General features: G+C 43.4%; 20 protein-coding genes. 4 read left to right on the forward strand and 16 right to left on the reverse strand.

Going from position 1 to position 24,441, the window contains the following annotated elements; translation table 11 throughout:
• Window positions 1–2: 2 nt before the first annotated feature.
• The gene (locus D0C36_RS01315) at window positions 3–335 is read left to right on the forward strand and encodes a Rieske (2Fe-2S) protein (RefSeq protein WP_117389788.1); all 333 of its coding nucleotides are present in this window, start codon (window positions 3–5) and stop codon (window positions 333–335) included.
• Window positions 336–392: 57 nt separating this feature from the next.
• Here the strand turns inward: D0C36_RS01315 and D0C36_RS01320 are convergent, their stop codons facing one another.
• Entirely contained in the window at window positions 393–1,274 is an 882-nt protein-coding gene (locus D0C36_RS01320; RefSeq protein ID WP_117389789.1) for a bifunctional 5,10-methylenetetrahydrofolate dehydrogenase/5,10-methenyltetrahydrofolate cyclohydrolase, read from the reverse strand.
• Window positions 1,275–1,364: 90 nt separating this feature from the next.
• Entirely contained in the window at window positions 1,365–3,152 is a 1,788-nt protein-coding gene (gene lepA / locus D0C36_RS01325; RefSeq protein ID WP_117389790.1) for a translation elongation factor 4, read from the reverse strand.
• Window positions 3,153–3,242: 90 nt separating this feature from the next.
• On the opposite strand from lepA, the gene D0C36_RS01330 reads away from it, so the two are divergent.
• Entirely contained in the window at window positions 3,243–4,388 is a 1,146-nt protein-coding gene (locus D0C36_RS01330; RefSeq protein ID WP_117389791.1) for a hypothetical protein, read from the forward strand.
• A gap of 7 nt (window positions 4,389–4,395) precedes the next feature.
• Here D0C36_RS01330 and D0C36_RS01335 read toward each other — a convergent pair whose 3' ends face one another.
• The 7 genes from D0C36_RS01335 to D0C36_RS01365 all read right to left on the reverse strand — a co-directional run bounded on the left by D0C36_RS01335 (window position 4,396) and on the right by D0C36_RS01365 (window position 14,096).
• Window positions 4,396–5,976 (reverse strand): hypothetical protein, encoded by a 1,581-nt coding sequence (locus D0C36_RS01335; protein WP_117389792.1) that lies wholly within the window; start codon window positions 5,974–5,976, stop codon window positions 4,396–4,398.
• 149 nt (window positions 5,977–6,125) lie between these two features.
• Window positions 6,126–6,647: a DinB family protein gene (locus D0C36_RS01340; RefSeq protein WP_117389793.1), complete on the reverse strand. Its 522-nt coding sequence runs from the start codon at window positions 6,645–6,647 to the stop codon at window positions 6,126–6,128.
• 59 nt (window positions 6,648–6,706) lie between these two features.
• Window positions 6,707–8,161, reverse strand: coding sequence for a TonB-dependent receptor (locus D0C36_RS01345; protein ID WP_233524382.1), 1,455 nt, complete (start codon window positions 8,159–8,161; stop codon window positions 6,707–6,709).
• A gap of 67 nt (window positions 8,162–8,228) precedes the next feature.
• On the reverse strand, window positions 8,229–9,614 hold the full coding sequence (locus D0C36_RS01350; protein WP_117389795.1) for a sigma-54-dependent transcriptional regulator: 1,386 nt from the start codon (window positions 9,612–9,614) through the stop codon (window positions 8,229–8,231).
• Between the two features lie 144 nt (window positions 9,615–9,758).
• Window positions 9,759–11,153 carry an arginine decarboxylase gene (locus D0C36_RS01355; RefSeq protein ID WP_117389796.1) on the reverse strand — a complete coding sequence of 465 codons (1,395 nt, stop codon included), beginning with the start codon at window positions 11,151–11,153 and terminating at the stop codon, window positions 9,759–9,761.
• Window positions 11,154–11,644: 491 nt separating this feature from the next.
• Window positions 11,645–12,541, reverse strand: a complete 897-nt coding sequence (gene ctlX / locus D0C36_RS01360) for a citrulline utilization hydrolase CtlX (RefSeq protein WP_199501944.1) — start codon at window positions 12,539–12,541, stop codon at window positions 11,645–11,647.
• Between the two features lie 112 nt (window positions 12,542–12,653).
• Window positions 12,654–14,096: an arginine deiminase family protein gene (locus tag D0C36_RS01365; RefSeq protein ID WP_117389798.1), complete on the reverse strand. Its 1,443-nt coding sequence runs from the start codon at window positions 14,094–14,096 to the stop codon at window positions 12,654–12,656.
• Window positions 14,097–14,252: 156 nt separating this feature from the next.
• Here D0C36_RS01365 and argS point away from each other — a divergent pair, with 156 nt between their 5' ends.
• Window positions 14,253–16,019: an arginine--tRNA ligase gene (gene argS / locus D0C36_RS01370; RefSeq protein WP_117389799.1), complete on the forward strand. Its 1,767-nt coding sequence runs from the start codon at window positions 14,253–14,255 to the stop codon at window positions 16,017–16,019.
• 122 nt (window positions 16,020–16,141) lie between these two features.
• On the opposite strand, the gene D0C36_RS01375 is transcribed toward argS, so the two are convergent.
• The 6 genes from D0C36_RS01375 to D0C36_RS01400 all read right to left on the reverse strand — a co-directional run bounded on the left by D0C36_RS01375 (window position 16,142) and on the right by D0C36_RS01400 (window position 20,592).
• Window positions 16,142–16,435, reverse strand: coding sequence for a hypothetical protein (locus D0C36_RS01375; protein ID WP_117389800.1), 294 nt, complete (start codon window positions 16,433–16,435; stop codon window positions 16,142–16,144).
• A gap of 217 nt (window positions 16,436–16,652) precedes the next feature.
• Window positions 16,653–17,540, reverse strand: coding sequence for a 3-hydroxybutyryl-CoA dehydrogenase (locus D0C36_RS01380; protein ID WP_117389801.1), 888 nt, complete (start codon window positions 17,538–17,540; stop codon window positions 16,653–16,655).
• 33 nt (window positions 17,541–17,573) lie between these two features.
• Window positions 17,574–18,185, reverse strand: coding sequence for a dethiobiotin synthase (bioD, locus tag D0C36_RS01385; protein ID WP_117389802.1), 612 nt, complete (start codon window positions 18,183–18,185; stop codon window positions 17,574–17,576).
• Complete coding sequence (locus D0C36_RS01390) at window positions 18,178–19,293, reverse strand: aminotransferase class I/II-fold pyridoxal phosphate-dependent enzyme (RefSeq protein WP_117389803.1); 1,116 nt, start codon at window positions 19,291–19,293, stop codon at window positions 18,178–18,180. Before D0C36_RS01390 ends, bioD begins: the two co-directional genes overlap by 8 nt.
• 69 nt (window positions 19,294–19,362) lie before the next feature.
• Window positions 19,363–19,722 (reverse strand): Spy/CpxP family protein refolding chaperone, encoded by a 360-nt coding sequence (locus tag D0C36_RS01395; RefSeq protein WP_117389804.1) that lies wholly within the window; start codon window positions 19,720–19,722, stop codon window positions 19,363–19,365.
• 90 nt (window positions 19,723–19,812) lie between these two features.
• The gene (locus D0C36_RS01400) at window positions 19,813–20,592 is read right to left on the reverse strand and encodes an XRE family transcriptional regulator (protein ID WP_117389805.1); all 780 of its coding nucleotides are present in this window, start codon (window positions 20,590–20,592) and stop codon (window positions 19,813–19,815) included.
• A gap of 184 nt (window positions 20,593–20,776) precedes the next feature.
• Between D0C36_RS01400 and D0C36_RS01405 the strand changes: the two genes are divergently transcribed.
• Window positions 20,777–21,037, forward strand: coding sequence for a GIY-YIG nuclease family protein (locus D0C36_RS01405; RefSeq protein WP_317126747.1), 261 nt, complete (start codon window positions 20,777–20,779; stop codon window positions 21,035–21,037).
• A gap of 142 nt (window positions 21,038–21,179) precedes the next feature.
• Here D0C36_RS01405 and D0C36_RS01410 read toward each other — a convergent pair whose 3' ends face one another.
• Window positions 21,180–24,407 (reverse strand): DPP IV N-terminal domain-containing protein, encoded by a 3,228-nt coding sequence (locus D0C36_RS01410; protein WP_117389806.1) that lies wholly within the window; start codon window positions 24,405–24,407, stop codon window positions 21,180–21,182.
• Between the last annotated feature and the right edge of the window lie 34 nt (window positions 24,408–24,441).

The raw sequence follows: 24,441 nt of genomic DNA on the forward strand, positions 1-24,441 counted from the left end.
ACATGAAATGGTACGCAGTTCCGGAAATCAGCCCATCGGCAGAGCCATTTGTTAAGAAAGTTAAAGCCGGAGGCAAAAACATCTGTATAGTAAATTATGAAGATAAGCTTTACGCAGTAGGAGCCACCTGCCCGCATGCAGGTGCAGAACTAAGCGGCGGCTGGTGTAAAGATGGTAAGATCATCTGTCCGTTTCACCGTTACGGGTACGACCTGCAAACCGGCAGGGGGAATCCCGGTCAGAATGATTTTATTGACAGCTATCCTGTTGAATTACGCAACGGGGATGTGTATGTGGGTATTGAATCTTTTTGGGATAAAGTTTTCGGGAAATAAAAAAGGGTTAAAAGCTTGTAAGCGTCCAACCCTTAATATCCTAAACAGGATTATATTTTACTGATAAACTTCCTTATTAGCCGAAGCCAAAGTATTTTTTAACAAACCGATAATGGTCATTAAGCCAACGCCACCCGGAACCGGGGTTATCCATGAAGCTTTAGGCGCAACGTTTTCAAAATCAACATCGCCATAAAGTTTAAAGCCCGATTTGGTTGTGGCTGATGTTTCGCGGTTCATACCTACGTCAACAACAACGGCACCGTCTTTTACCATATCGGCAGTGATGAAATTCTTTTTACCGATGGCTACGATCAGGATATCGGCATCAAGCGTAAATTTCTTGATATCGGGCGTGCGGCTGTGGCAAATGGTTACCGTACAGTTACCCGGCACAGTGTTACGCGCCATCAGGATGCTCATTGGCGAGCCTACAATATTGCTACGACCGACAACAACACAATGCTTGCCAGCAGTCTCAATACCATATTCCTTCAGCATCAAAGTGATACCGTACGGCGTAGCCGGTATAAACGACGGCAGATTGCGTTGCATACGGCCCAGATTAACAGGGTGGAAGCCATCCACATCTTTCTTAGGATCAATGCGTTCGGTTACCTTCTCAGGGTCGATATGTTTTGGTAATGGAAGTTGTACAATAATACCGTCTATATCAGCGTCTGCGTTTAGCTCAACAACTTTGGCAAGCAGTTCTTCTTCGGTTACGGTATCTTCATAACGTACGAGGGTTGATTTAAAGCCAACCTTTTCGCAGTTCTTCATTTTACTGGCAACGTAAGTTTCGCTACCACCGTCGTGGCCAACCAACACTGCCACCAGGTGCGGCTTGCGGCCGGTTCGTTCCAGTATTTTAGCTGCCTCTTCGGCAATTTCACCTTTAAGTTTTTCCGATACGTATTTTCCGTCTAAAAGCTGCATAGGAGAGTTAAGATATAAGAGTCAGGAATCAAGAGGCAAAAAACTCAACCGGTCTTGCCTCTTGATTCCTGACTCTTGGTTCAAATATTATTAATCCAGTTTCAAAACTGCCATAAACGCGCTTTGTGGTATCTCTACGTTACCTACCTGGCGCATGCGTTTTTTACCTGCTTTTTGTTTCTCTAATAGTTTACGTTTACGCGAGATATCACCACCATAACATTTAGCGGTTACGTCTTTACGCATGGCTTTTACCGTTTCGCGGGCAATAATTTTTGCACCGATAGAAGCCTGTATAATGATCTCAAACTGTTGGCGTGGTAAAAGCTCCTTCAGTTTCTCACATATCTTTTTACCAAAATCATAAGAGTTACTGCGGTGTATCAATGATGATAATGCATCCACCGGCTCGGCATTTAAGCGGATATCCAGTTTTACCAGGTCTGATTGGCGGTAACCTATCTGATGATAATCAAACGATGCATAACCTTTAGAGATAGTTTTTAGCTTGTCGTAGAAATCAAATACGATCTCGCCCATTGGCATCTCAAACACCAGCTCAACACGGTCAGATGTTAAGTACGACTGATTAATGATCATACCACGCTTCTGGATACAAAGTGACATCACAGGCCCTACAAACTCAGATTTGGTAATGATGGTAGCCTTAATAAATGGCTCCTCAACAAAATCCATCTTGCTTGGATCGGGCAGGTCACTTGGATTGTTTACCAGCAACTCTTCGCCTTTGGTTGTATAAGCTATGTATGATACGTTGGGAACGGTAGTAATAACCGTCATATTAAACTCGCGCTCAAGGCGTTCCTGGATAATTTCCATGTGCAGCATGCCCAGGAAACCACATCGGAAACCGAAACCCAAAGCCGCAGATGATTCTGGTTCAAACACCAACGAGGCATCATTTAACTGAAGTTTCGCCATCGATTCGCGAAGCTCTTCGTAATCCTCGGTATCAACGGGGTAAATACCGGCAAATACCATTGGCTTTACCTCTTCAAAACCTTGGATACCTTCGGTACAAGGGCGATCAACATTGGTAATAGTATCACCAACTTTAACCTCTTTAGCCTCTTTAATACCCGATATAATGTAACCTACGTCGCCGGTTTTGATCACATCTTTAGCCAGCTGGTTCAATTTCAGGGTTCCTATCTCATCAGCATTATACTGACGCTCTGTAGCCACAAATTTTACTTTATCTCCTTTACGGATCTCACCGTTAACCACTTTAAAGTAAGCGATGATACCACGGAAAGAATTAAATACCGAGTCGAAGATCAAAGCCTGCAATGGCGCATCCGGATCGCCGACAGGAGCAGGGACGCGTTCAACAACGGCACGCAGAATATCATGCACCCCCATACCGGTTTTACCCGATGCAGCAAGGATATCCTCGCGTTTACAGCCGATAAGGTCAACTATCTGGTCTTTAACTTCCTCAGGCATAGCGCCCGGAAGGTCCATTTTATTCAGAACAGGAATGATCTCCAGATCGTTTTCTAAAGCGAGATAAAGGTTTGATATGGTTTGCGCCTGTATACCTTGCGATGCATCAACAATAAGCAGGGCGCCTTCGCAAGCTGCAATAGAGCGCGACACTTCGTACGAAAAATCTACGTGGCCCGGCGTATCAATTAAGTTTAAAACGTATTTCTGACCATCAAGCTCGTAATCCATCTGGATAGCATGGCTTTTGATGGTGATACCACGCTCACGCTCAAGGTCCATATCATCAAGTAATTGGGCCTGTGCTTCGCGTTGGGTAATGGTGTTGGTGTATTCTAATAACCTATCGGCAAGGGTACTTTTACCGTGGTCAATATGTGCAATAATACAAAAGTTACGGATGTGCTTCATTCAGCCGCAAAAATACGTTTTTAAGCGGATAAATTGTTATCAAATAAGCGATTTACTAACTTAGGAGACCTTTGAAAAACCGATCACATCATGAAAGCTATAATTACCGCGATTTTTCTTTTACTAAACATCAATGTATTCGCCTGCTCGTGTTTCATGCAACCTGCTTTTAAATCAAAAGATGATCTTAAAGACAACAGCTTTATAGCGTTGGTTAAGATAAAACAAACCGCGCCATTAGATGAGAAATACAAATTTATGAGCTTGCGTACCGACAGCATTATTCATGTTGAAGTAAAAGAGCTTTTTAAGGGAAAGATTACCGATGCTGTTATTGATGCCTCATACCGTTCCGATTGTAATATGATTCTAAACACCGGCGAGGAATGGTTGCTTTTTGGTTACGAGCGTTACGGCAAAACCTACGTATCCAGGTGCAGTTACAGCACGAAGTACAGAGACATAACAGGCTTTAGAGACTGGAACTGGTTTCGTGGTATCAAAGAACTGGATGTTTTGCGAACTATTTACAACCACTCATTTAATGGTGACATTTCAAATACACTATTTTATCCTGATGGCAAACCAGAGATAAAGCAGAAAATTGTGAAGGGTAAGCTGGAAGGCACACGTTCAATTTACTATCCTGATGGAAAGCTATATTTAACAGAAGATTTTAAAAACGGTATCAGGGCCGGTACCCGCCGAATATATGATACTTCAGGCCATCTGCTATCGCTGACCAAATATCGGAACGGATTGAAGAAGGAGATAACAAGGTATCAGGATACTGCAGAGCACGCTTGGTATTTAAATTACCAGATGAGGAATAACCGGGAACCGTTATTTGGCGATCATGACCACGACTCTACCTATTTTGCTAAACTGTTAGACTCTCTCAGAAGCTTAAAACATTGGGATAAGGAGATTCAATATCATGAGGTCTTCAGCAAAGATGGAAGAAGCTACCAGCGCGAAATATTTGGCTACAAAGGAAACGTGGAATCAAAAGCTTATCTTGACTGGAACGCAGGAGTCTACGAAGAATGGCATTATCTAAAAAGCGGGAAATTAGAGTACCATATTAAATATGATCAAAGGAAAAACCTCAAATTAGAGACTGATTACAAAGAGGATGGTAGTACAAAAGATTTTAACGGTATATGTACTTCCTGCAAATTGTACTTTGATCCCGATAGTCCGGCCGGAGCGGCTGAGGAAATCTATTTACAATAAACCACAATCACTCTCTTATCTCAACAAACTGTGGAGTTTCTGTAACCGTAATTTTCAGTTTACCACCTTCGGCTTTTATTTCTTTTTTGTCCATATCATCAGCGCCAGCTTTTAAGTTGTACAAAACAGCTTTTGAGTTTTTGCCGATATTAAGCGTGTAATCTGCCGTTCTGCCTTTTTGATCGGGTATGGTTAACACGTAGATAATTCTTTTACCAAGCTGATATTTATCAACCAATGGGTCGGCATTAGTTGTACCAACATATTTGTAATTACCCATCAGTTTATTGGTTTGCAGGATATAATCTGCAGCGGGTCGGCGTTTAGGGCTTTCGGCCAGGCCGGATGTCATGTATTGGCCAGGATTGTTGGCCACGGCATCAAATAACTGGTAAAAGAACAAACGATCGATACCATGACGCATGTACAGGAGCGAGGTACGCAGTATCCAGTCGGCCTGTGTAAGCAATGCTGACTTATTCCCGATTGCAGGCGCATGCTGATAGCTTTCGGGATTGATATCATAACCTGTCTCGGTGAGCCAAACGGGTAATTTTAAACTCTTACCCAAAGCAACAAATCCATCCGCAACACGGCCGCTTTCGGTTAACTCGGGTGCTACGCCGGTACTTGCACGCTGGTGGGTAAACACGCTGCCATTATTGGCGTACAAATGATAATTGATTACATCAAAGCAAAGATCAACGCTGCCATCAGCCTTTAAACCACGATTTTGTTTGCACCAAGCCACCATGCGTTTCACATAATTTACATCGGCGGTAGCCAAACCACCCATCACAACCAGCATATTAGGGTCTGCAGTTTTAACGCCTGCATTTGCACCGAGGGTATGTTTATGTCCATCATAAAATGCAGAGAGATTTGCAGCATACTCTTCAGGTGTTTGGGTAGCCTTATCGCCTTTCCACCAGCGGTCGGGCTCGTTATTACATTCAATGTATTTAACCAAACCTAAACCAATTTTTACAGTGTTCACCACATCGTTATTCCACCTTGGTCTGCTATCAACTTTAACCAGTTTAGCATCAATCTGTGTATTTGAGCCATACCTTGCCGCAAACTGAAACGCAGTGCGCGCCTGATCTATGTACGACGCCGGTTTACTACGGTCTGCTTTATAATACGCCGGCACATTCTCATCATCGCGATCTTCCTGCGGATAGGTGTTCATCATGAAAACAGGCAGATTTTTTAAATCGGCCACCACCAGTATGCTATCTTGTTTACATCGCTCGTAAATGACATCATAATACCAACTGCCATTATTGGTGGGATTGTAAGTATAATCGCCCATGGTGTTTTCCAGCTTGTTCCAGTTCATGTAATGGCGTACCGCGCTGAAGCTTTTAATAATCGCCATATTATCCTCGTAGATATGATTGCGGTCATTAGGCGCTTTAGGATTCTCCAGAAAATTCCATTCGTAAGCATTTATACCGAACATATTTTTCAGCGGAACCTTACCGGCTGTATCTGCTCTTGAAAAGGGCCTATCTGCCACAATATTAATGGTATCCTTCACCAGCTTAACAGGCGGCTGTTGCGAACGGCACCGCGAGAAACTCATTAAAGAAACAGAAAGGGGCAAGAGATACTTATAGCAGGCAGATACAGTCATGAGCGGATTAATAATCTGAGACTAAATTACGCGTTAGGCAACAAAAAAGCCACGTACTTTTTAAGAACGTGGCTTTTTTATAATAGTTTATCTATTGGTTAGAACAACATTTCATTGGGCGGAGTTACACCTTTTAAACGGATGTAAACCGTAGTTTGACCGCGGTGGTGAGTTTGATGCTCAAATGCTTTAGCCAATAACTGGCCTTTTTGCATTTTCATATCCTTACCCATGCTTACTTCCTGTTTAAACTGATCTTCGGTCATGCCCTGGATAGCGCTGATAGCGAAATCGTAGCTGGCCATTACCGCTTTGGTAACTTCTTCTTTAGTTTGTTGGGTGGTTTTCTCTAACGAGGTTTTACCCATAGGGCTTTCTTTACCGCTTATGGTACTTAAAAAGAAATAGTTAGCATCACCAATGTGAAGCATTTGCTCGGCAAATGATTTTACCTGAGGTGTAGCTTTAAATGTGTAACCATCGGCAGGCATAGCATCCAGATAAGCCTGAGTGTACTTTTTTGCGCGCTGCCATTCGGCCACAATTTGGTCTTTGCTCATTTGCGCAAACGAGGTGCAGGCAAAGCATAGCATTACCAGCAAAAGTGATAGTTTTTTCATGATTGTTTGGTTGTTAGGTAATTTTAGTTTTCGGGTACTAAGATAGGAATTAGAACTACTTAATTCTCCTCGTTTTTTGTTCCGTACCCAAACAAATGCCTCAATTTGATCATAGCCGAAACCTCTACCGGCATATATTCTTCCCAGCCTTTCTGGTCGGCTTTTACCATCTCTAAAACGTTATCTGTTTCTACCTGCAGGTTGTTCTTGTTGTAGTTTTCGATATCTTCTATCTTATTGTTTACCAACAGATATTCGTACAGATCTATCAAATGCGGCGGCAGGGAGAATTTCTTACTATTCCATATTTCGCCATCGCGCAGGGTAGGATAAATAAACAGTTTAACCTCGCGACTAAACAGCGTAGCAAACGCCTCAAGAATACCGCCCGGCAAGTTCTTGTAATGGCTTTCAGAGAAAATATACTCCAGGTTGGGATAACCTAATACCACGCCCAGCTTCAGTTTAGTGATCTTTGAGAGATAGGAAACAAGCTTATAGTATTGATGGAAATTTGATATCAAAACCGTTTGACCTAATGAGCAGAGAATATCCACACGGTCAAGGAAATCTTTCTCGTCTATCTCAGCGCTGTCATCAGCATCGCGTTCTTTAAGGGCTTGCAACGTAAGCTCGGTTATTAGCGATACTTTATCACGGTCAATATCCGGCTCGGCCATAAACTTCTCTACGCCGGTATTTATCATATCCAGGTGCACGTTGATCAACGGCCTGAAACGACCGCGAACAACCACCACATGCTTTTTATACAATACCTCTGATGGCTGTAAATTTTTACCATCCGGCCCAAAGAGGGCTGCATCAGTAAAGCCTAAAGTAACCAGGTGCAGGCTCATCAAACGATTATCAACCTTATCAAAACCAGGCCCTTCAAAACGAATCATATCTATCTGGATACGATCTCGGCTCAGGTCGTCCATCAATGATTCAAGGAAAACCAATGGATGATCTTTGTAATAGAAGCAGGCGTACATAAGGTTAACGCCCAGTATACCTGCCGCTTGCTGCTGCAGGTTATTATCGTTATCCAGCAGGTTTACGTGAATGATCACATCATGAAACTCGCCGTTTGGTTCCATTTGGTAACGCAGGCCCATCCAGCCGTGGCCATCGTTAGTTTTATGATAGTTCAGTGCAGCGAACGTAGCGGCAAAGGCAAAAAATGTAGTGGTTTCGCCGCGCATGGCCGATAGGCGCTCCATCACCAGGCTATACTCGTGGTTAAGCATCGATATCAGGCGAGATTCGCTTACATAGCGGCGGGCTTGTTGTACGCCATAAATGGAATCGGAAAAGATCATGTCATAAGCCGACATGGTTTTGGCAATGGTTCCTGCTGCTGCACCTGCTTTAAAGAAATGTGCTGCAACGTCCTGCCCGGCACCAATCTCGGCAAACGATCCGTAGATCTTCGGGTCGAGGTTAATGGTAAGCGCTTTTTGCTTGGTGCTGATGTCTTTACGATGGATGATATTCATAGGGGATGTAGCCATAATGCAAATTTATCAAAATAAAAAAGCCCGATATTGCTACCGGGCTTTAAAAGCCAAAATTCTTATGTTATTCGCCTCGTTTTAAGCCAAATTTTTCAATTTTGCTGTAAAGGTGGCTTCGTTGTATATCAATATCGTCTGCAGTTTTTGATACGTTCCAGTTGTTTTTCTCCAGTTTGAACTTGATGTACTCGCGTTCGGCGTAATCTTTATACTCCTGGAAGTTGGTGAACTGATCGTAATCGGTTTGCGGTGCTGCGGCAGCCGTTTCGCCGGCAGTAGCCGTTGCCGGTGCCGATGGGTTGGCGAAAGCTCTCACATCACCATCAGTAATGATCTTATCGCTCAAAATGATCAAACGCTCTACCATGTTGCGCAGTTCGCGGATGTTACCCGTCCACGGTAATCTCTTCATTTCCTCAAGGGCCGCGTCAGAGATCTTTTTGGTTGGCATGCCGTATTCGCTGCAAATTTCCTCTAAAAAGCTTTGGGTTAGCAATGGGATATCATCCTTACGCTCAATCAATGGTGGTACGTGTATTAAAATAACGCTTAGGCGATGGTACAAGTCCATACGGAAGTTACCGTCTTCAATTTCTTTGAGCAAATCTTTGTTTGTCGCCGCCACAACACGTACATCAACATCAATTTCCTTTTCGCCACCAACGCGGGTAATTTTGCTTTCCTGTAAAGCACGCAATACTTTGGCTTGTGCAGACTGGCTCATATCGCCGATCTCATCCAAGAACAAAGTACCGCCGCTTGCCGATTCAAACTTACCTATACGTTGTTTAATAGCCGAGGTAAATGAACCTTTCTCGTGGCCAAACAATTCGCTCTCTATCAACTCTGATGGGATAGCTGCACAGTTCACCTCAATGATAGGGCCGTTTGCACGGTTTGATTTTTCGTGCAGCCAACGCGCAACGAGCTCTTTACCGGCACCGTTAGCACCGGTAACCAATACACGGGCATCAGTAGGGCCTACACGGTCAATAGTTTCTTTGATACGCGCAATCGCTTGCGATTCGCCCAAAATAGGGCGCACTTTTGATACGCGGCGTTTTAAGGTTTTGGTTTCAACAACCAAGCTGCCGCGGTCTAACGCGTTGCGTACGGTAATTAAAAGTCGGTTAAGATCTGGCGGTTTCGAGATAAAGTCGAAAGCTCCTTTTTTGCTGGCCTCAACAGCGGTCTCCACCGTGCCGTGGCCTGATATCATGATAAAAGGCAGATCAGGTTTTATGGTAAGGCCTTCGGTAAGCACTTCCATACCGTCCATGCGGTTCATTTTTATATCGCACAGTACAAGGTCGTAGTCGTTCTTGCGGATCATCTCTAACCCGTCAACACCGTTATCTACATCCTCAACCGTATAGTCTTCATATTCAAGTATTTCGCGAAGGGTGCTGCGGATAGCCCTTTCATCATCAATGATTAAGATTTTAGCCATGTGTTGTAAACTCTATTATGGGCGTAATGTTTGCGGCTAATATAAAAAATGTATAGTTTTTTAAACACTTTTTTGTGTGGGGCTTTTAAAACAGAAAAGCACCACCTTATGGGCAGTGCTTTTGTAAAATATTTAAGCTTAAGATCAGGTTGTATAACCTAATATTTTAAGTACTTGTTTACTGTTTTGCTCTTCACCAAACACCTCAAAGTTAAACGTCTCATCGCGGTTTCGGCGGATAATAACGTGCTTAGGCGACGGCAGCAAACAATGGTGGATACCACCATAACCGCTTAAAACTTCCTGGTAAGCACCGGTGTTAAAGAAACCCAGGTATTGCACCTTACGGGTCTTTGGCATAAACACGCTGTTCATGTGTGCTTCCTGGTTGTAGTAGTCCTGGCCATCGCAGGTAATACCGCCAAGGTTAACACGCTCGTATTCGCTATCCCAGTTGTTAATAGGCAACAGGATGTATTTTTGGTTCAAAGCCCAAACATCGGGCAGGTTGGTAATAAACGAGCCATCCAACATCAGCCATTTCTCGCGATCATTCTGTTGTTTACGGCCCAACACTTTGTAAAGTATGCCAGATGCCTCGGCAACTGTGTATTTACCAAACTCAGTAATAATATCCGGTTCAATGGTATCATGTTCGGCGCAGATCTCTTTAATACGGCTCACGATCTCGTTGATCATGTACTCGTAATCAAAATCAAACACCAATGAGTCTTTGAAAGGCATGCCGCCACCAATATCCAAAGTATCCAAATGCGGATTAACTTTCTTGAATTTACAGTAAAGCGTTACGTATTTCTCCAGTTCGTTCCAGTAGTATGGTGTATCAGAAATACCCGAATTAATGAAGAAGTGCAGCAACTTCACCTGGAAGTTAGGGTTCTGCTCAATTTTATTGTGATAGAAATCGATCACATCTTCCATACGCACACCAAGGCGTGAAGTGTAGAACTGTGAATCGGGCTGCTCCTCAGCAGCTATACGGATACCCAGATTACAAGGGGTGTCCATTTCTATCTCATCATCGTACAGATTAAACTCTTCTTTGTTATCCAGAACGGGGATAATGTTATGGAAACCATCATGCAGCATATCAATAATATACTGCTTGTACTGGAAAGTTTTAAAACCGTTACAGATAACAGTCATATCCTTGGTTAACGCACCTTTCTTCTCCAGCGCATCGATCATCGGCATATCAAAAGCCGACGATGTTTCCAGGTGGATATCGTTACGCAGGGCCTCTTCAACAATATGCTTAAAGTGCGAGCTTTTGGTACAGTAGCAATACTTATAGCTACCACGATAATTGTTTTTTATGATAGCTTGCTGAAACAACAGTTTTGCCTGCTGTATCTTCTTGCTTATCATGGGCAGGTAAGTGAAGCGCAGGGGAGTACCGTACGTTTCAATCATCTCCATCAAATTGAGGTCGTTAAAATATAATTCGTCCTCTATTATCTCAAAACCTTCCTGAGGGAAACCAACACTAAGGTCAAGAAATTCCTGGTAACTCTGCATTCTCTAATATTTTTCGCAAAAATGTAATTTTTAAACGGATTATTTACCAAAATATTTGATGCAATTATTGTCGTATTGTAATTTGTTTGTGAAGGGATTGTTAAGGATCAAAGTATTCGTTTATGGTTCGTCATGCCGAGCTTGTTTCGGCATCCCATAAGCGGAGCAATTTGGGCGTTCCCTGCGGTCGGGCTATCCACTCATACGCGCACAGGCATTAGGCGCAGGCCGGTATCCGTTTCTATCCCTAACGCGCTTTGTTGTAGAGGCACACACGGCTTTTTACAGGATGCTTTAATGCAAACTTAATAACCAATGTCATTTCGAGCGAGCAGAAGTGTTGGCTTTTGCGCCGGGGCGACGAGAAATCTTGTTAGACAAAGACGAGCAAACAGTTAAGCCTCAATAACAAGATTTCTCCTCGCTGTCGCTCGTTTGAAATGACAGGATGCGGATATTTCAATGACTCAATTTACAACGCAGCGAATGACTCAATTACCCAACGAAGAAAGATGCACTTCTGCCATCATACACCTTGCGCTACCACCGCCGTTGGTTTCAATAGTGGTAATATCCGCATAAACCAGTTTACCGTACTTCTCCAACGATGCTTTTTGCTCTACCGTTAGCGAATCAAAGGCCGCTTTTGACATCACCACGAGTGTTTCACCTGCAGCATTTTTCACTTCCAGCATGTTGCCGGCAAAATGGTTCATCTGGTCGAAAGTGATATCAACAATTTCTTTACCTACGTTTTGCAGAGATTTAATAACTAACTCTTTTTCAGATGCATCAGTTATGCTATCTAAACAAACAACTGCAAAGGCCGTACCTAAAGCCATAAGCACATTGGTGTGGTAAATGGCTTGTCCGTTTTGGTCAAATGCATCAAAAGTTACCGCAGTATAACCGGTATAATCGCAAAATGCTTTCAGTACTTCAGCATTGGTACGGGGAGAGAGACAAGCGTAAGCCACTTTGTTCACCCTGTCCAAAACCATACTGCCGGTACCTTCCAAAAACTCGTTCTTCTGCTCAAAGCGACTCAGATCAATAACATGATTGGCAGCAAAATTTTCTTCCAACTGTCTGATGATATCCTCGCGGCGCTCCAGCCTGCGGTTTTCGGCCTGCATGGGGTAGAGAATAATATCGCCGTTTTCATGAAATGATACCCAGTTGTTCGGGAATATAGAATCGGGCGTATGAGGCTCTGGTGTATCGTTAATTACAGTAACGTTTACACCGTTATCCCTTAATACCGAAACAAAGCCGTCAAACTCCTCAACAGCTTTCTGCTGCACAGCTTGCTGATCATCATCACGGTTTTGGAAAGCATTGCTTTCCGCCGTTTGTGCGTTAAAACCAAACGCCACAGGGCGAATCATTAATATGTTGGAAGTACTTTGAGAAGTCATCGAGTCATTTGCTTCGCTGTCATTGAGTCATTATTTTGATGTATCCACTGGGTAATGACTCAATGACCCAATGACACAGTGACTAAAGGGTATCCCTTGTCAACGGCATACTCATACAGTGAAAACCGCCGCGCGCACGCGATAACTCTGCCGATGGCATCAGGATCAGAGTATCCTTCATGGTTTGCGGGTCGAGTTCGTCGTTCTCCAATTTTTGAAGAACTGATTTTACGTTGAGTACTTTAAAACCATTCTTTTTAAAAGCTTCAACTGTCTTGTTATTACGATCGTAACCCAGTACCACGCCATCTTTAATGGCCAGCAGGTTACAGCTGTCTGTCCATTGTTCGCGGGCATCAAAAGGGAACTCGTTGTTACCAGAGTAAATGAATTTAACCTCACCTGTGCAACCCAGATCATTCTTGCTTACATCGGTCAGCAAATCTTCCAGGTTATCAAACGTGCGTGGCTTTTGGCCTTTCTCAAACTGCACTATCTCCGGCTTGTCTTTATCTTTCTTATCAGCAAACCAGTTGATCGGTTCGTGTTCTGATTGCTCCGGTTCAGTTATCGACAGCGATTTCAGCATCACCCAGGTATTGCGTTTCACCTGCGTAAATACGGTGTCAATGTGCATGTAATCGCGCTTATGCGGAATTTTGACTATCGTTACTTTGCTTACCACATTGTTAGCGAATAGCAGTTTGATGGCCTCATTAGCTCCACTTACCGATGTACGCTCGCTGCAGCCAATGATCAAATGCTGCGGACTAACCATCATTACGTCGCCACCCTCAAGGGTTGTTTTTTCTTCCTGGTCTTCACCCGGGCGCAGGAAATGCTGCACGGTATCCGGTATCTCCAGGATATTATCGCGATAAGCAGCAAACAACGGGTGATTAAAGAATACATAACGCACCAGCAAAGTCTCGCGCGAGCGAGCTTTTTTTGCAGGCTTGTTCAACAACATAAAGTTATTGATGGCAATACCTATATCCCTTGTAAAAATAAGGTTAGGGATGGGGGCAAATATCATGGTATCATCATTCAGCGAACCGGAGATAAATATCTTGGCTAACTCAACGGGATCAGTATCTATCAATTGCAACTGCAGGCGGTAAGTACAGTTCTCTATTGCACAAACTGATGCAACCAGTTTCTTACGGATATCTGTTTGTTGCAGGATATCGCTCAGCAGCGTTTGTATCTCGATAACTTTATCAGAGTTATGGAAACCTGCGTTATCAGGCTTAAAAAAAGCACGGTCGGCAGCAGCACTGTCTATCTCACTCAGGCGGCCTTTTATTTTGGCGGGGTCAAGAAAATACATTAATAACTTAATGTAATAGTCGTACTCCTTGCGGCGCATTGTATCCAAATGAACAATATCTTCAAACAGCCAATCCTGTGCTTTTGAAGGCACTACTTTACCCAGGCCGCTATCAGGGCTGTGTACCAGCAATGCTTTAAGGTTACCAATTTCGGAAGTTACATCGAGCTTAAAATCGTTATTTACAGGCAGCATAAATAGTTATGTTCTTAACAAAGTTAGGGAATTTTGCTGAGAGGAGAGGGGTTCATAGATGATGGTTCATTGTTCATGGTACTTCCTTGTCGTTTATCTTTAACCACGAACTATCATCCATTAACTATGAACCAAACAAAATGTTAATTTTGCGCAATGGATTTTATTATTGAGGCTGTTATTAAAGCCGTTAAGGACTTATACCAAACCGATATTGATGCTAATGCTGTAAACCTGCAGGAAACCCGCAAGGAGTTTGACGGCCAGGTTACTGTGGTTACTTTTCCGTTTACCAAAGTATCGCGAAAAGGCCCCGAGCAAACCGGCACCGAGATAGGTGAGTACCTTAAAGCCAACGTTCAGGAGATCGCTTCGTTTAACGTTATTAAAGGCTTCCTTAATATTTCCATAGCCGATAGCTACTGGCTGGCACAATTGAACAACACCATACTTACTGATGATTTTGCTGTTGCAAAGCCTAACGGTAAAAAAGTAATGGTGGAGTATTCATCGCCTAATACCAACAAACCGTTGCACCTTGGGCATATCCGCAACAACCTGTTGGGTTTCTCGCTATCTGAGATCCTGGCTGCTGCTGGTTACGATGTAGTAAAAGCTAACCTGGTTAACGACAGGGGTATCCACATCTGTAAAAGTATGCTGGCCTGGCAACAGTTTGGCAATGGGGAAACGCCACAAAGCTCGGGCTTAAAAGGCGACCATCTTGCCGGTAAATATTACGTTTGGTTTGATAAAGCATATAAGCAACAAATAACCGAATTGATTGAAGAAGGCCAGACCGAAGAAGAGGCTAAGAAGAATGCCCCACTTATAAAGCAAGCGCAGGAAATGCTCCAGAAATGGGAAGCCGGCGACGACGAAGTGATCAGCCTTTGGAAAACCATGAATGGTTGGGTGTATGAAGGTTTCGCAGAAACCTACAAAGCCCTTGGCGTTAGCTTTGATAAATATTACTACGAAAGCGATACTTACCTTTTAGGGAAAGATATTGTTGAAGAAGGCTTGCAGAAAGGCGTATTCTTTAAAAAAGAAGATGGTTCTGTTTGGATAGACCTGACTGAAGACGGCCTCGACCAGAAACTGGTTCTGCGTGCTGATGGCACTTCGGTTTACATCACCCAGGATCTGGGTACCGCCCAACTGAAGTTTAACGACTATCACATGGATGAATCTATCTACGTGGTAGGTAACGAACAGGATTATCACTTTAAAGTACTCTTCCTCATCCTTGATAAACTGGGCAAAAGCTGGGCAAAAGGGTTGTACCATTTATCTTATGGCATGGTCGATCTTCCATCAGGTAAAATGAAATCGCGCGAGGGAACGGTAGTTGATGCTGATGACCTAATGGCTGATATGTATGATACCGCCAAAGAACAAACCGACGCTGCGGGTAAGGTTGAAGGTTTATCTGAAGAAGAAAAAAACACGTTATACCACACCATTGGTATGGGTGCTTTAAAATATTTCCTGCTGAAAGTTGACCCTAAGAAACGGTTATTATTTGACCCCAACGAATCAGTAGACTTTCAGGGACATACCGGGCCGTTTATCCAATACACGCATGCCCGTATCAAATCGGTATTGGCAAAAGCAGGATATGCAGGTGTGATTTCTACAACCGTAAATGAATTAGATGGTGTAGAGCGCGACTTAATCGTTAACCTTACCAAGTTTCCCGGAACTATAGCAGAAGCAGCCAAAAGCCATAGTCCGGCATTAATTGCCAATTATATTTACGAGGTAGCTAAGAATTATAACAAGTTCTACCACGAGAAATCAATAAGCCAGGCAGAGACTGAAGAACTAAAGAAGTTCCGCATGCAGCTATCAGCGGCAACAGCCAATGTTATTAAACGCGGCATGAAGTTGTTGGGAATTGCGGTGCCGGAGAGGATGTAAAGCTTAAGGCAGAATCAAGATAAAAGAGTCAAGAAACAAGAAAGTCCTTTGCCATAAGCAAGGGACTTTCTTGTTTGAAGCTAAGTCTTGTTTCTTGATTCTAACTTCTTGTATCTTTTAGATTATCTCCAGTGCCCCCCGCGCCAGGTATAACCACGGTTGGTGCGCGCCCAATTACCTTGCACATAAACGCGGTTAGCGCGTGCGCGGGTGTAATATCCGTTTACATAAACGTAACGGTTACGGCGGTAAACCCATTCGCCGGGCACCCAGTATGCACCGGCATAAGGCGCCGCAGGGCGTGTATAAACAGGCTCAACGGGCTGGTCGGCCACGTAATAATCGCTTGCGCATGACGACAAAAACAGCGAACCCGCTATTGCTGCCATAAAACCTAATTTTCCTAATGTTTTCATCTGTAATATGATTTGGAATATAAGACAGACGAAACGGAAAATGGTTTAAGTCCTTGATAGAGATCCAAGAAGTTAAGAGTCAGGAATCAGGAAAAATATAAATCGTCATTGCGAGCGATAGCGTGGCAATCCTCAATACGCAGATCCGCTCTGTAAGTTGAGGATTGCCACGTCGCTTTCAGCTCCTCGCAATGACGTAACGGAAAAAAGTGACGGCCTACGCGAACTTCTCTGCCACCACCAAATCTTTACTTCCTGCAGTGTATTGATAAAATCCGCTTCCGCTCTTAACACCAAGGTGGCCGGCGGTAACCATATTTACTAATAACGGGCAGGGCGCGTATTTTGGGCTACCGAAGCCGTTGTGCAACACTTTCAATATAGCCAGGCATACATCCAGACCAATAAAATCAGCTAATTGCAAAGGCCCCATAGGGTGAGCCATGCCGAGCCTCATCACGGTATCTATTTCACTAACGCCAGCCACACCTTCAAACAGCGTGTAAATGGCTTCGTTTATCATCGGCATCAGGATGCGGTTGGCCACAAAGCCTGGATAGTCATTCACCTCAACAGGGTCTTTACCCAGCTGGCGCGATAAGTCCATAATGGTTTTAGTCACCGCATCGGTAGTGGCGTAGCCGCGTATCACCTCAACCAGTTTCATTACCGGTACAGGGTTCATAAAGTGCATGCCAATTACATTAGCGGGATTGTTTGTTGCGGCGGCGATCTCTGTGATAGATATAGATGATGTGTTTGATGCCAGGATAGCTTCAGGTTTGCAAACCTCACTCAGTTGTTTAAAAAGCTTTAGTTTGATGTCGCGGTTCTCAGTAGCGGCCTCAACAACCAGGTCGGCGTTGGCTGCGCCTTCTTTAACATCGGTGTAGGTTTTTATATTGCCCAGGGTTGATGCTTTGGCAGCCTCATCGATAGTTCCTTTTTTTATCTGTCTGTCAAGGTTACCGGATATGGTTTGCAGAGCTTTTTGCAGGGCAGCCTCGCTGATATCCACCAGCGACACGGCAAATCCATTCTGAGCAAAAGTATGCGCAATGCCATTCCCCATAGTGCCCGATCCGATAACTGTAATGTTTTTCATGCTGTATAAATGGTTTATGCAAACATCCTTAATTTATAACAAAATGTGGGCACCGGCCTCAATAATTGTTTGTTTGTTCACATCATCCAAAGCGGGTACGCGGCCTAAGTGCTTTAAGCCGGTGTAATTAATAATATATTCTTCGGTAGATGCATTCTCCTCACCATTAAAGATGATACCCCTGATAGCAATCCCACGGCTTTTCAATGCTTCAACAGATAACAGCGTATGGTTGATGCTACCTAAATAATTCTGCGAAACCAGTATCACATCCGCTTTTAACTGCGCTATCAGATCAATGATCATCGCCTTATCATTTAGCGGCACCATCAACCCGCCGGCGCCTTCTATTAATAAGGTATTGTTGGTTTCTGGCGCGATGATGCCTTTCTCATCAATAACAATCCCATCCAAAGCAGCCGATTTATGCGGCGAATAGGGTTGGGTTAAACGGTAAGTTTCAGGATGGAAAACTGTTTTATCGTTACTTACCAAACTCTGTACTTTCAAAGTATCCGAATCGTGCAGATCGCCGGATTGAATGGGTTTCCAGTAGTCTGACTTTAGTTTCTCAACTAAAATAGCCGATATTAATGTTTTGCCTATACCGGTACCAATGCCGGTCACAAATATTTTATCACTCATTAATTATTCTGTTTATGGCTGATGTTAATCTCATGATCTCATCGGCAGTGTTATAAGCATGCAGGCAGATACGGATACGCTCGGCACCTGCAGCGACCGTAGGACTCATTATCGCCTTTACATCAAATCCCGAACGCTGTAATTCGGCAGCTGCAGTTTTTGCTTTATCGTTACTGCCTAATACGATGCATTGTATTGCGCTGCTGCTATCTATGAGGGCAGATGTATTTAATTGATCTTTAAAGAGCCTGATGTTGGTTTTCAATGTGTCAATAGCCGATTGCGAACGCTCCAAAAACTCATAAGCCATCTTTATTGATGCCACTTGGTGAAATGACGCTGCCGTGGTATAAATAAAAGAACGTGCAAAGTTGATAAGATAGTTACGTAACACATCACCCCCTAAAACAATAGCGCCATGTACACCCATAGCTTTACCAAAGGTCATTACACGGGCAAACACCTCATCCTGCAAACCCAGTTCGCTTACCAAACCAGCAGGGTAGAGGCCGATGGCGTGGGCCTCATCTACAATTAAATTAGCTTCGTATTGTTCTGTTAAAGCAATGATCTGCTGCAAAGGCGGCTCATCACCATCCATAGAATACACACTCTCTACTACTACGCAACAGTTCCCTTTGGCAGCTTTCAATTTAGCCTCAAGGTTTTCCAGATCATTATGCTTAAAACTGTAGCGGTTGGCGTGACTCAAACGTGCGCCATCTATAATAGAAGCGTGGATCAGCTCGTCATGTATAATGGTATCGCCCTTTTGCGGTAGGGAAGAGAACAGCCCCACATTGGCATCATAGCCCGAGTTGAATAATAAACCTGTCTCTGCACCGTGAAAAGCAGCTATTTGACTCTCCAGTTCTTCTGTATAGTTGAGATTACCGGATATCAGTCGGGAACCGGTTGAGCCGTTCAAGGCGTCATACCTTTCAATCTCTTTACGGATGCTCTCTTTCAGTTCTACCGAATGCGCAAAACCCAAATAATCGTTAGAGCAAAAATCTACCAGATCATTTTCAGGCTTAAGCGTACGTAAGGAGCCTTCGGCAGCACGTTGCTCCAATCGGGAACTGAGATATATTAATGCTTTTGACAAATCAGGTAAATTTTGGCTAAAATAAAAAAAGCGGCACTAAGGCCGCTTTTTTATATGCTTTAATTAAAATTAGTTGGATTGGCCGCCGCCGCCGCCGTTCTGTCTGCGGGCGCGCATTTCATCCATTTCTTTCTGCCATGCCGCAGCTTGCTCAGGGGTAAGGATGGCTTTAACTTTATCGTTAGTTGCCTGCATCATTGGGCGCATCTGGCTGCGCATATCGCCGCCTGCATTACGAAGGCTGTCCATTGATTTAGCCTGCGCCTGGTAAATGGCAGTAATTTTAGTCGCCTGGTCATCGGTTAGTTTCAAGCTTTCTTTCAATTGCTTAACGCGATCTTCAGGGCTCATTCTCATACGGCCGCCTTGTGCATGGCTAACTGCTGATACGCCTAAAACGAACAAGCAGATCATCATAATCTTTTTCATCTCTATTATTTTTTAGTTTTTAATGATAGTATGATAAAGATAGACCGCTTTGGTTTAACCTGTACGCATGTAACTTAATTGTTGCTATAATTAGTTAACATCCTTATTGTTAAGGTTGGCTATAGAGCGTTGCATCTGGGCCATCATACTGGTAAGACTTTCCATAGTAGGCTCGGGCGTTGGCTGCGGCAGATTGGTTGATATATAGGCTTTGGCTTTCCAAACTTCAAGCAGATCTTCGGCGTCAATTTCGTAAGGATCGTAAACTGTATTATCTGAAATCAGTTTTATCTTACGGCCTTCTTTGTATTTATTGCCGGCACGTTTGTAAACCACGCCATCGCTTTTGGTGATGAACACGTAGGTTTCGCCAACTTTTACATCGGCCCAGTTTTCCTGGTACTCACCTATTATAATAGTACCCGATTGCAGAGGCAGCATCGAGTCACCTTTTATCTCGAAAGCACGATAAGTACCTTGCTTAAACATTGGCAGGTAGAACTTTGGTAACTGCGCCACAAACTCAGGATCGGCATAACCATTAAGGTAACCGGCACTGGCTTTCATGGGTACTAACTCTATGTTCTCGTTATCATCTTTATCTACCGAAATACTTAACACTCTTAGGTTTGCGGGATTGCCTTTTGGTTTCGGCGCCCATTTTTCGTCGATAGTTTCGTTAATAAAGTCGTCAATTGATACATCAAAAAATATTGCTAACTGTTTTAGTAATTCATACTTAGGTTCGGCGCGCTCTTCTTCATACGCACCTACTAATGAGCGCTTTATACCAACCTGATCAGCAAATTGCTGTTGTGTTAGCCCTTTCTTTTTCCTAAGAAATTTAATATTTGATGAAATTTTTGACATAAAAATTTGGAAATGCTAAAATGTTTAGTAATTTTATGCTCATAAAGTTAGCAATTATTATTTAAACAGCAAATTTTTTTATCAAATGAAGAGGTTCGTATATATCATCACAGACAGAAACCGCAAGAATTTACACGTAGGAATGTGCACAGATCTTTTAAAAACTATTAAGTTTTATGGTGATATGCCCACCTTATTTTTTGATAGTGCGCAACAGCTAAATAGATTAGTATACTTTGAGGAAATAAATACTGAAGAACAAGCGATGGAACGCTTTAAAGTGGTAAGCACTTTTACCCGCATGCAAAAAGAGAAAATGATACGCGCCGTAAATACCGATTGGATAGATCTTACTGCAGGTTTAAAATACGAAAGCGGCCAAAGGATGAGACCAACCCTTTACAGCCGCCCATCAATACAGCCAGCCAGAAGAGCGGTTGCATAATCTGGTCTGTTCGTTCTTTTAATTGCTCTTTATATAATTATATAAATAGTGCTTTCAGCTATTTATATAATAGAAAAGGCGACCATATAGCCGCCTTTTTACTGTGTGTGTGAATGAAATCACACCCGTATTTCTCTTTTAATTACCAGCCAGGGGTAAAGTTTAACCCAAACACGCCGGTTTTAACATCCGTACGGTTAAACGGTATGGCATAGTAAGGCTCAAGAATAATTGCGCCAAACAGGTTTATCCTTAGCGATATACCCGCGCTAAGTGCAGGCACGCGTTGGTTGGTATTATAAACCGTTTGCATTATAACATTACCATTGGCATCTTTAACAGGGTTGCCGTTTTGATCCATCTGAGGTGCCTGACCAATAGCATCAGGGGCACCCTGAAACTTGATCTCGTTACCGCCGTTCCAGGCTAAACCGGCATCAAAGAACAGGTTCAGATCCGTAAACAGGAATTTAGATTTAATGGCCGCCAGTTTCTCGGGGCCGGTGAACGGCAAACGAACCTCGAAGTTTGCTACCGCAATTCTGTTACCAGATAATTGATCTATAGTAAAGCCATTAGTATTTGGCCTGTTGGCATTGTAAAATGTTTGCGCCTCGTAACCGCGTATCAGGAATGGATAACCTACGTATAACGGGTACAAGTTGTTGCTGGTATTCCCAAAACGGCCATAGCCATATAACCTCGCTGCGAACGTCACCGGCCTTGCACGTACATATTTCCTCAGATCAATAGTAGGCGAGAAGAATTTATAGGTACCTACGTTATATTCGGCCTCGATACGGAAACGATGCCCGCCAAGCGGTGCGGCAATGCCGAAGTAAGAATCATCACCCACTAATGACGCACTTGCACCATAGATCTGGAAAGCTCGCAAATCAATACCTGTTTCAGAAAAATATTGCTCTCGCGAGATCTTGTTTTTTGATACATCAAGCAGATCATTTAACTGTGTGGTTTGATTGCCGTTATCGCCAACAATGGTAGTGTAACTATAATCTCTTGCATAACGGTCAACCCGGTATGAGTATCTTGAAGCAGTAGCACCAAACTCTGCCCTTAAAGTTCTGGAAAAAGGGTATGAGGCTACGCCTTGTATCGCATCCTCAAACGTGCGGATGATATCTGTACGGGTTTCATAAACCGGCGTACTTTTTCCGTCAATTGTTTTTGTGGTAAAAACCTCGTTATAAAAACCCGACTGGTAAGGAATATGCGAAGCGCCGGCACCAAATGTCCAGCGGCCCTTTTGGTTAAGGTACAGGAACGATGCACCAAAATCATATATCTCACCATTTACTGCCGCACCGGCATAGATCTGGTTACGGCCTAATATATCACTAAACACGCCTTGTACACCGCTTGATAAACCTGCGCCGTAAACACTATTTACACCAACACCAATGCCGCTGCTTGCCAGTGCATCCAGTTTAAATTTAGGTTTGTAAGCAACTGCGTGGATGGAATCAACCGGTATTTTACGATAAGCAAGATAGTTGTTCAGGTTGCTGTTTATCAAATCTACACCAACAGCTTTGGTTGGCGGTAACAAAGCAGCTGTATAATCAGTGACGCCCGGCTCAACCGCTACGGGTTTAAAATCTGAAGCCTTTGCATTGTAAACAGAATATTTTTGAGCGCGATAATAGGAGTACACCACATCATCGTTATTAGACACACTTAATGCCGGCGAAAACTCGGTGATACCGCTGATACCGGTAAACAGGTCTGTCATTTGCTCCACCTTACCGCTTGCAAAAGTATAGCGGTAAAGGTTGCGGAAACCATCACGGTTTGACAGGAAATAAACCTGCGAACCATCTGCCGAATATTGCGGGTTTAAGTTATTTGCCCCATCAAATACGTTGATATTGGTAACCTTTCCGGTTTCCAGATCAAGTTCGGCTAAATTAAACGTTATCGCCTGCGAAAGCGATTTATCATAAGTTGCGCGGTCGCTGCTGTAAATGACATGCTTGCCATCTTTTGAGAAATTTGGCTGATAATCTGAAAACTTATCATTGGTTAACTGCTTAACCTGCTTGCTATCAAAGTTGTATAAATATAGGTCGCTTTGGCCTTCAGACATCCCCTGGAAAACAACGCTCTTGCCATCCGGCGACCAGGAAAGGTTACTGAATTGCTCGGCCTTGCCCATAGATATATCCTGAAGTATGCGACCATCCGGCACGCTTACTACCAACATCCGGTTCCGCCCTTTGGCAAAAACGCTGAAAGCAAATTTTTTACCATCCGGCGACCAGGTACCGGCCGATTCTATAAAATTAAATTCATCAATATGCGTATTTGATGTTTTACTTGTGAGTTGTTTCACAATACGCCCCGTTTTAGCATCGGCCAGATAAAGATCTATACTAAACAAATTCTTTGACGACAAGAATGCCAGATACTTGCCATCCGGACTAACAGAAGGCGCAACTGTGAGATCGCCGCCCACCTTATCATCAATTATCCTGAGGCCAACCGGTTTCTGAACGGTATCCTTAAGGAAAGGCTTGTAGGTATTGATGATAGAGTTTTGCCAAAGTTTGGATAGCGTTTTATCATCGTACCCAAATGTGCGACGGATACCGTATTGTAAACCAAAACGCGCTACGTTCTTAAAGAAAGGTACGATGATGGTATCGCCATAAGTAGAACCCAGGAACGACCAAAAGGCCTCGCCATAACGGTAAGGGAAGTATTTATTACTTTCGGTAAGGTCCTTAACCGTTGGGATATCTTTATTCAAATAAGCATCGCGCATCCACATGGCGGTATAGGCATCCTTTTTACCGATGGACAAGTACTCAGCCATACCCTCAATCATCCATAAGGGCAGGTTGCCTATATTCTCGAAATTTGATGAATCACGCCCCAGCAGCGTGTGGTATTGAAAAGCATGCACCAACTCGTGACCCAACACGTGGCGCGTGGTTTGGTTGGTTTCCATTATCGGCATCACCACGCGGTTCTTTAAACCTTCGGTAACACCACCAGTACCTACACCAATTTCACCGTCAATGGCAGTGGTCTGCTGGAAATCGGGGTGGTTAGCGTAAAGGATAATAGGATTGGGTTTGTTAAACGTATCGCGAAAGATCTGCTGGTGCAGGGTGTACCATAACTCACTCTCCTGAGCAAAACGTTTGATGAGACTATCATTCTTCATGTAATAATAGATCTCAAAGTGCGGGGTTTTATAAACTTTAAAGTCCAACTTTTTATAGCGAACCTTATTTTGGCCAAAGTATTGGGCTTTTGCCGGGTTACTAAATATTGCCGAAACAACAAGGCATAGCAAAGCCACAGCATGTTTAACGCTTAAGGTAAAGGGGAAACGTCTCTTCATAAATAATGAAAAAATAGATACGCTAAATTTAATA

This window comes from Mucilaginibacter conchicola (assembly GCF_003432115.1).
Classification (GTDB): Bacteria; Bacteroidota; Bacteroidia; order Sphingobacteriales; family Sphingobacteriaceae; genus Mucilaginibacter; species Mucilaginibacter conchicola.

Excerpts from the sequence above, each read along its gene's own strand:
- D0C36_RS01315 (WP_117389788.1), top strand. The coding sequence starts at position 3 with ATGAAATGGTACGCAGTTCCGGAAATCAGCCCATCGGCAGAGCCATTT.
- D0C36_RS01320 (WP_117389789.1), bottom strand. The coding sequence starts at position 1,274 with ATGCAGCTTTTAGACGGAAAATACGTATCGGAAAAACTTAAAGGTGAA.
- lepA (WP_117389790.1), bottom strand. The coding sequence starts at position 3,152 with ATGAAGCACATCCGTAACTTTTGTATTATTGCACATATTGACCACGGT.
- D0C36_RS01330 (WP_117389791.1), top strand. The coding sequence starts at position 3,243 with ATGAAAGCTATAATTACCGCGATTTTTCTTTTACTAAACATCAATGTA.
- D0C36_RS01335 (WP_117389792.1), bottom strand. The coding sequence starts at position 5,976 with ATGAGTTTCTCGCGGTGCCGTTCGCAACAGCCGCCTGTTAAGCTGGTG.
- D0C36_RS01340 (WP_117389793.1), bottom strand. The coding sequence starts at position 6,647 with ATGAAAAAACTATCACTTTTGCTGGTAATGCTATGCTTTGCCTGCACC.
- D0C36_RS01345 (WP_233524382.1), bottom strand. The coding sequence starts at position 8,161 with ATGGCTACATCCCCTATGAATATCATCCATCGTAAAGACATCAGCACC.
- D0C36_RS01350 (WP_117389795.1), bottom strand. The coding sequence starts at position 9,614 with ATGGCTAAAATCTTAATCATTGATGATGAAAGGGCTATCCGCAGCACC.
- D0C36_RS01355 (WP_117389796.1), bottom strand. The coding sequence starts at position 11,153 with ATGCAGAGTTACCAGGAATTTCTTGACCTTAGTGTTGGTTTCCCTCAG.
- ctlX (WP_199501944.1), bottom strand. The coding sequence starts at position 12,541 with ATGATTCGCCCTGTGGCGTTTGGTTTTAACGCACAAACGGCGGAAAGC.
- D0C36_RS01365 (WP_117389798.1), bottom strand. The coding sequence starts at position 14,096 with ATGCTGCCTGTAAATAACGATTTTAAGCTCGATGTAACTTCCGAAATT.
- argS (WP_117389799.1), top strand. The coding sequence starts at position 14,253 with ATGGATTTTATTATTGAGGCTGTTATTAAAGCCGTTAAGGACTTATAC.
- D0C36_RS01375 (WP_117389800.1), bottom strand. The coding sequence starts at position 16,435 with ATGAAAACATTAGGAAAATTAGGTTTTATGGCAGCAATAGCGGGTTCG.
- D0C36_RS01380 (WP_117389801.1), bottom strand. The coding sequence starts at position 17,540 with ATGAAAAACATTACAGTTATCGGATCGGGCACTATGGGGAATGGCATT.
- bioD (WP_117389802.1), bottom strand. The coding sequence starts at position 18,185 with ATGAGTGATAAAATATTTGTGACCGGCATTGGTACCGGTATAGGCAAA.
- D0C36_RS01395 (WP_117389804.1), bottom strand. The coding sequence starts at position 19,722 with ATGAAAAAGATTATGATGATCTGCTTGTTCGTTTTAGGCGTATCAGCA.
- D0C36_RS01400 (WP_117389805.1), bottom strand. The coding sequence starts at position 20,592 with ATGTCAAAAATTTCATCAAATATTAAATTTCTTAGGAAAAAGAAAGGG.
- D0C36_RS01405 (WP_317126747.1), top strand. The coding sequence starts at position 20,777 with ATGCCCACCTTATTTTTTGATAGTGCGCAACAGCTAAATAGATTAGTA.
- D0C36_RS01410 (WP_117389806.1), bottom strand. The coding sequence starts at position 24,407 with ATGAAGAGACGTTTCCCCTTTACCTTAAGCGTTAAACATGCTGTGGCT.